6 protein-coding genes and 1 pseudogene are annotated in these 6,582 nt (G+C 70.7%); 5 read left to right on the forward strand and 2 right to left on the reverse strand.

What is annotated here, in order from left to right:
• Positions 1–57 precede the first annotated feature (57 nt).
• The 3 genes from ACFW6P_RS08775 (at position 58) to ACFW6P_RS08785 (ending at position 3,405) form a co-directional block, all read left to right on the forward strand.
• Entirely contained in the window at positions 58–1,086 is a 1,029-nt protein-coding gene (locus tag ACFW6P_RS08775) for a P1 family peptidase (RefSeq protein WP_386346871.1), read from the forward strand.
• A gap of 166 nt (positions 1,087–1,252) precedes the next feature.
• Positions 1,253–2,467 (forward strand): Ig-like domain-containing protein, encoded by a 1,215-nt coding sequence (locus ACFW6P_RS08780; protein WP_386346873.1) that lies wholly within the window; start codon positions 1,253–1,255, stop codon positions 2,465–2,467.
• A 179-nt stretch (positions 2,468–2,646) separates the two neighbouring features.
• Positions 2,647–3,405 (forward strand): DUF6227 family protein, encoded by a 759-nt coding sequence (locus ACFW6P_RS08785; RefSeq protein ID WP_386423256.1) that lies wholly within the window; start codon positions 2,647–2,649, stop codon positions 3,403–3,405.
• Here ACFW6P_RS08785 and ACFW6P_RS08790 read toward each other — a convergent pair.
• Positions 3,405–4,292 (reverse strand): annotated as a pseudogene (locus tag ACFW6P_RS08790) (IS630 family transposase); the annotation flags it as partial. The gene ACFW6P_RS08785 and the pseudogene ACFW6P_RS08790 sit on opposite strands and share 1 nt — an antisense overlap.
• A gap of 100 nt (positions 4,293–4,392) precedes the next feature.
• A complete protein-coding gene (locus ACFW6P_RS08795) occupies positions 4,393–5,454 on the reverse strand; it encodes an NAD(P)/FAD-dependent oxidoreductase (protein ID WP_386346877.1) in 1,062 nt (353 codons plus the stop codon).
• 247 nt (positions 5,455–5,701) lie between these two features.
• On the opposite strand from ACFW6P_RS08795, the gene ACFW6P_RS08800 reads away from it, so the two are divergent.
• Positions 5,702–5,854, forward strand: coding sequence for a hypothetical protein (locus ACFW6P_RS08800; protein ID WP_386346879.1), 153 nt, complete (start codon positions 5,702–5,704; stop codon positions 5,852–5,854).
• Positions 5,855–5,893: 39 nt separating this feature from the next.
• A complete protein-coding gene (locus ACFW6P_RS08805; RefSeq protein ID WP_386346881.1) occupies positions 5,894–6,325 on the forward strand; it encodes a methyltransferase domain-containing protein in 432 nt (143 codons plus the stop codon).
• The last annotated feature ends 257 nt before the right edge of the window (positions 6,326–6,582 follow it).

Consider the following 6,582-nt stretch of genomic DNA (forward strand, 5'->3'; position numbering starts at 1 on the left):
GAGCCGTCGACACCGGCCGGCTCGGCGTGACCGGCCGCCTGGACGAGACTGTTCCGTATGACGGTTGACGCTCTGACAGATGTGTCCGGTCTGCGCGTGGGGCACGCGACCCGCGCCGGCGACGGGTGGCTGACCGGCACCACGGTCGTGCTCGCCCCGGAGGGCGGGGCCGTGGCCGCCGTGGACGTGCGGGGCGGCGGTCCCGGCACCAAGGAGACGGACGCGCTGGACCCGCGCAACGTGGTGCGGAAGGTCGAGGCGGTCGTGCTGACCGGCGGCAGCGCGTACGGGCTCGACGCGGCGTCGGGGGTGATGGCCTGGCTGGAGGAACGGGGGCGCGGCATCCGGGTGGGGGTGGACCCGGCGCACGTGGTGCCGGTGGTGCCCGCCGCGTGTGTGTTCGATCTGGGGCGGGGCGGTGACTTCCGGGCCCGGCCGGACGCGGCCACCGGGCGGGCCGCGGTCGAGGCAGCCGCGGCGAGCGAGCCCGGTGCGTCGGTGGCGCAGGGGTGCGTGGGTGCCGGCACGGGGGCCGTGGCCGGGGTGGTGAAGGGCGGGGTAGGCAGCGCCTCCGCCGTGCTCGGTTCGGGGATCACGGTGGCGGCGCTGGTGGTGGCCAACGCGGCGGGGGCGGTGGTGGATCCGGAGACGGGGGTGCTGTACGGGGAGCTGTTCCAGGGGAGGGTGGAGTATCCGGAGGCCGGAGTGCACGAGGCCGCGCGGCGGCGGCTCGCGGAGACGTCCGCGCGGAGCACTCCTCCGCCGCTCAACACCACGCTCGCGGTGGTCGCCACGGACGCCGACCTGACGAAGGCGCAGGCGCAGAAGCTGGCCGGCACGGCGCACGACGGCATCGCCCGGGCGGTGCGGCCGGTGCACCTGCTCAACGACGGGGACACGGTGTTCGCGCTGGCGACGGGCGAGCGTGCCCTGGACGCCGCGGTACCGCTCGCCCTGAACGAGATCCTCGCGGCGGGCGCGGACGTCGTGACGCGGGCGATCGTGCGGGCCGTGCGGGCCGCCGAGTCGGTGGACGGGCCGGGCGGGGCGTGGCCGTCGTACGGGGAGCTGTACGCGAGCCGCTGAACGGAGCCGCCGCGCCCGGCGGAGGCACCGCCGGGGCCGGACATTGTCCGGGTTCTGTCACGTGATGGCGTTCACGGCGCACGGGCGGAACCCGGGCGGCGGCCGCGCCCCTCTTCCCCCGCGTACTGGAGCGGATCGCGCACATCACACCAACGGGGAGCAGCTCGTGACTACGCCGGACATTGCAGCGCGGCGCGTACTGGGGGCCTGTGCCGCCCTCGTGGTCGGCGCCCTGACGCTCACCGCCTGCGGCGGGAGCGCCACCGCCGAGGACGGCAAGGGCGGCAGGGACGCCACCGACGCGTCCTCGGCGAGGATCGCCATCTCGGCGAAGGACGGTTCGACCGGTGCGTCCATCAACGCGACCGGCGTGAAGGTCAGCGGCGGGAAGCTGACCGAGGTGAGGATGACGGTGGCGGGCGGCGGGCAGGCGGTCACCGGCTCGGTCTCCGCGGACGGCCGGTCCTGGAAGCCGAAGGAGCAGCTGGAGCGCGGCACGAAGTACCGCATATCGGCGATCGCGAAGGACACCGAGGGCCGGACGGCAGCCGCCAACTCCATCTTCACGACGGTGACGTCGTCGAACAGCTTCATCGGGACGTACACGCCGGACGACGGCACCACGGTCGGTGTGGGCATGCCGGTGTCGTTCAGCTTCGACAAGGCGATCACCGACCGCGAGGCCGTGCAGTCGCACATCTCGGTCACGTCCAGCAGCGGGCAGAAGGTGGTCGGGCACTGGTTCAACGGCCAGCGGCTCGACTTCCGGCCCGAGGAGTACTGGAAGTCCGGCTCCAAGGTCACGATGAAGATCGACCTGGACGGCGTGGAGGGCGCGAACGGCGTCTTCGGCGTGCAGAAGAAGACGGTGACCTTCACCATCGGGCGCTCGCAGGTCTCCACCGTGGACGCGAACACGCAGACCATGAGGGTCGTCCGGGACGGCGCGACCGTCAGGACGGTCCCGATCTCGGCGGGCAGCCCGGAGCACACCACCTACAACGGGCAGATGGTGATCTCCGAGAAGTTCAAGCAGACGCGGATGAACAGCCGGACGGTCGGGCTGGGCGGCGAGTACGACATCCCGGACGTGCCGCACGCGATGCGCCTGACGACGTCCGGCACGTTCCTGCACGGCAACTACTGGTACGACAAGGGCAACCCGCCGTTCGGCCGGCAGGGCACCAGCCACGGCTGCGTCGGCCTCGCGGACGTCCGCGGCGCCCAGGGCAGCACGCCCGCCCAGTGGTTCTACGACAACTCCCTCATCGGGGACGTGGTGATCGTCAAGAACTCGCCCGACAAGACGGTGGCGCCGGACAACGGACTCAACGGCTGGAACATGGACTGGGGCCAGTGGGTCGCGGGCAGCGCCTCCTGAGCCGGTGACGCACGAACCCGGCTGGGTTTTCTGACGGACCGTCCGGGCCGCGCGGGAACTTTTCGCGCGGCCCGCGCGTTTTCCCGGACGTACGTTTTCTCGGTTCCCGGACACGATGTCCGACCGAGGGGCTACGGTATGCACCCACTAGGTGACATGCAGCAACGCCGGGAGAAACCTTGAGCGTTCCGTACGAGACGGCAGCGTACGAACCCCATGACTCGCCCGAGTCTCCGGAGGAGCACCTCGCGCGACTCCTCGGCCGTGCGCTGAACTCCTTCGAGTTGCCGGACGAGACGATAAGGCGGCTGGACTGCGCGCTGGCGCACGACGGTTCGCTGCACTCCGCGCACCACAGCGCGGGTCTGCACAGGGAGACGTACCGGCACACGTGGCTGCTCGCCGACGGCTCCGCCCTCACACTCTGGGAGCTCGTCCACAACACCGCGCCGGGCCGCGAACCGCGGCACGAGGTGTATGTCGACGAGGAGGAGCTGCGCGCGGCGACGATGCGGCTGCCGATGCCGCCGGACACCCCGGACTTCGAGCTGCCGGTGACGGTCCAGTTGCCCCCGGTCCCCACGGCCCGGCACGCCTACGCCGCGGAGGACTCGCCCGACCACGCCCGCCGCCTACTGCGCCGGGCGGAGAACGCGGACCGGCCGGGCGCGGACACGGCTGCGCTGCTGAGCACGGCGTCCGGTCACCTGATCACGCAGGCCTTCGGCCGCCCGTGCCGGGCGGGCCGGGCGGGGCTGGGCTTCTCGCTGTACGAGCACGCGTTCCTGCTGCGCGACGGCAAGGAGCTGTCGCTCTGGGAGGTCGAGCACACGGCGACGCCGGACGGGCGGCACATGTGCGAGGTGTACATCAGCGAGGACGCCGCGCGTGAGGCGATGGAGCGGCGCGCGGCGCGGCTCTCCCCGGAGCGGCCGTAGTGGCCTGAGTCAGAGATTCGTCGGCAGCAGGCGGCGACTTTGTCGAGGATCTCGTCCGCGGTCTTCGTCCAGACGAACGGTCTGGGGTGCTCGTTCCAGTCGGCGAGCCAGCTGCGGATGTCGCGTTCGAGGGCCTGGACGGAGCGGTGTACACCGCGCTTGAGCTTCTTCTGTGTGAGCTCGGCGAACCAGCGCTCCACCGGGTTCAGCCAGGACACGCTGGTCGGGGCGAAGTGCAGGTGGAACCGGGGGTGGGCCAGCAGCCACTTCTTGATGTCGAGTGTCCTGTGGGTCTCGTAGTTGTCGAGGATCAGGTGGACCTGGAGGCCGGCCGGTACCTCCCTGCCGAGTGTGGTGAGGAACTTGTTGAACTCGGCTGCCCGGTGGCGGCGGTGAAGCGAGCCGATGACCTTGCCGGTCGCCACTTCCGGGGCGGCGAACAGGGTGGTGGTGCCGGCGCGGACGGAGTCGTGGCTGCGGCGTTCGGGGACTTTGGGCATCATCGGCAGGATGGGCTGGGAGCGGTCGAGGGCCTGGATCTGCGACTTCTCGTCCAGGCAGAGGACCAGGGCCTTCTCCGGCGGGTCGAGGTGGAGGCCGACGACGTCGCGGACCTTGTCGATGAACAGCGGGTGGGTGGACAGCTTGAACGTCTGTGAGCGGTGCGGGGCCAGGGCGAACGCCCGCCAGATCCGCGAGATCGTCGACTGCGACATCCCGGTGGCGGCCGCCACCGATCTGGTCGGCCAGTGGGGGGCGTTCTTCGGGGTTTCCTCGAGCGTCCTGACGACGACCCGCTCGACGTCCGCGTCGGTGATCTTGCGCGGGTCGCCCGGACGCTGATCGTCCCGCAGGCCGTCCAGACCTCGTTCGAGGAAGCGGCGCCACGGGGCCCTCGGGTCATGCGGCAGGCCCTGCCGCATGGTGGTGCCCACGGGCAGGGCCCGGTGGCGATGACGACGTGTTGCGCAGGCGCCTCGCCGCTCGCTATGCGGGGCCCTCCAGACCGTGGGCGCGGATTCCCAGAACGCGTCGTGCCACTTCTGCTTCCGTCGGACCGTCGAACGGCGTTGCCGATGCTGCTTCGCGGACCCTGGCGGCATGTCGGGCGTCTTCGAGGATGAGGTCCATATTGATGGCGCCACCTGTGGTGTTTCCGGCGCTGGCGGACTGGGGTACGGCAGCGAGGACGTCGCTGACGTTCCCGGCGGCCCACACGCCCTGGACGCCGGTGAATCCGGAGGGGTCGACGGCGACCTGGACGCCGGGGACGGCGGGGTGGGGGTTGAGGGTGAGGCCGAGGTCGTCGAGGAAGTCGCCGCGGGCGGTGAAGGTGGGGGCGACGACGAGGGTGTCGAGGGGGATGACAGTGCCGGAGGCAAGGCGGGCGCCGGTCAGCTTGTCCTGTTCGGTGTCGGTCTCCAGAGCGGTGACGCCGCCGTGGATCACTTCGACGCCGAGGGCGGCGAGCTGTTCCCACTGCTCGTCGGTGAGCTCCGCCTGTGCGTGGTGGGCGAAGAGGGTGACCCGGTCGGTCATCTGACGGAACAGCAGAGCCTGGTGGAAGTTGCCCAGGACGCCGACCTTTGTGTCGCGGGCTTCCCAGCCGTGGCAGTACACGCAGTGGATCACGTCGCGCCCCCACCGCTCAGCCAGGCCGGGGATGTCGGGCAGTTCGTCGATCAGGCCGGTGGTCACCAGGACGCGCCGGGCACGGGCGCGCTGTCCGTCCTGGGTGGTGATGGTGAAGGTGCTGCCGTCACGCTCGACTCGCTCGACCCGGCCGTTGACGACTTCTCCGCCGTAGGAGGCGACCTCCTCCCGGCCTACGCGAAGGAGTTCCAGGGGGGAGATGCCTTCGCGGCCCAGGATGTTGTGGGCGCCGACTCGCGCGGCGGGGGCGTTGCGGGGTTCGCCTGCGTCGATGACGAGGACGGAGCGCCGTACGCGGGTCAGCAGCAGCGCGGCGGACAGGCCCGCGGCGCCTCCGCCGACCACGACGACGTCCCAGGTGCGGCCTTCGGTGCTCTTCAGCTCATTGGTATCCATATCGGCACCGTCACCCGGCAACACCCTTCGCGGCAAACTCACTTGCTGTTTCCGCAAAGAACCGGATCACCGGCTGTCGTTTTGCGTGTCCAGCAAGTTCGGGTCAGCCGCGCGCCCGCCTGACGACACCTCGCACCCCGTCCCCGCTTCCGCCGTTTGCTGGACCCGCAACACGGCTTGCCTACAGAGCGATGGGTGAGGACTTTGGCCAGGGGAGGCCGCCTTCCGCGCCCGTAAGGAGATCTTGATGACCACACCCGACCGCATCGAGCCGGCCCGGTTCTGGGAGGACCGCTACCGCACATGCGGACGCATCTGGAGCGGTCAGCCGAACGAGCTGCTGGTCCGCGAAGCGGCCAATCTGGCACCGGGGAGTGCACTGGAGCTGGGCTGCGGCTAGGGGGCGGACGCCTTGTGGCTGGCGTCCTGGGGCTGGCAGGTGACCGCTGTCGACATCTCCACCACAGCCTTGCGACGGGCCGCCGCCCGGGCGATCGAGCTGGGCCTGTCCGGGCAGGTCACCTTTCAGCACCACGACCTCGGGCAGACGTTTCCCGGCGGTGGCTTCGACCTCGTCGCCGCGCTGTACCTGCAGTCACCGGTCGCTTTGGACCAGACGACCATCCTGCGGCTGGCGGCCCGGGCGGTTGCACCGGGCGGCGCATTGATCATCGTCATGCACGCCGGATGGCCGACCTGGAGCACCGCCGCGCAGCAGCCCCCCGATGTCGTCTTCCCCACCCTGGAGGGCCTGCTGACCGCCCTTGCCCTGCCCCCACCTGGAAGGTGGACACCCTCGCCAGCGTCCAGCGGCCCGCCCCCTCACCCGGGGGGCGCCCAGGCACCCGCACCGACCATGTGTGGCGACTGACCCGCACCACCTGAACCGCCTCACCCCCGTACACCCGCAGCGAGCGGATCCCCCTACCTCCCCACCCGACGAAGAAGAGAGCCATGTCCAGTACACCGACGGACGGCCACCTCGTTCACGACACCGATGCCGTGCTCGGCTCGAGATCAATTGAGGACACGACCTAGTGTCCTGAGTCGGGAATTCGGTTCAGATATCCGGCGAGGCGTTCGAGGATCTCGTCCGCGGTCTTCGTCCAGACGAAGGGCTTCGGATCC

This window comes from Streptomyces sp. NPDC058741 (genome assembly GCF_042746715.1).
In the GTDB taxonomy this organism is placed as follows: domain Bacteria; phylum Actinomycetota; class Actinomycetes; order Streptomycetales; family Streptomycetaceae; genus Streptomyces.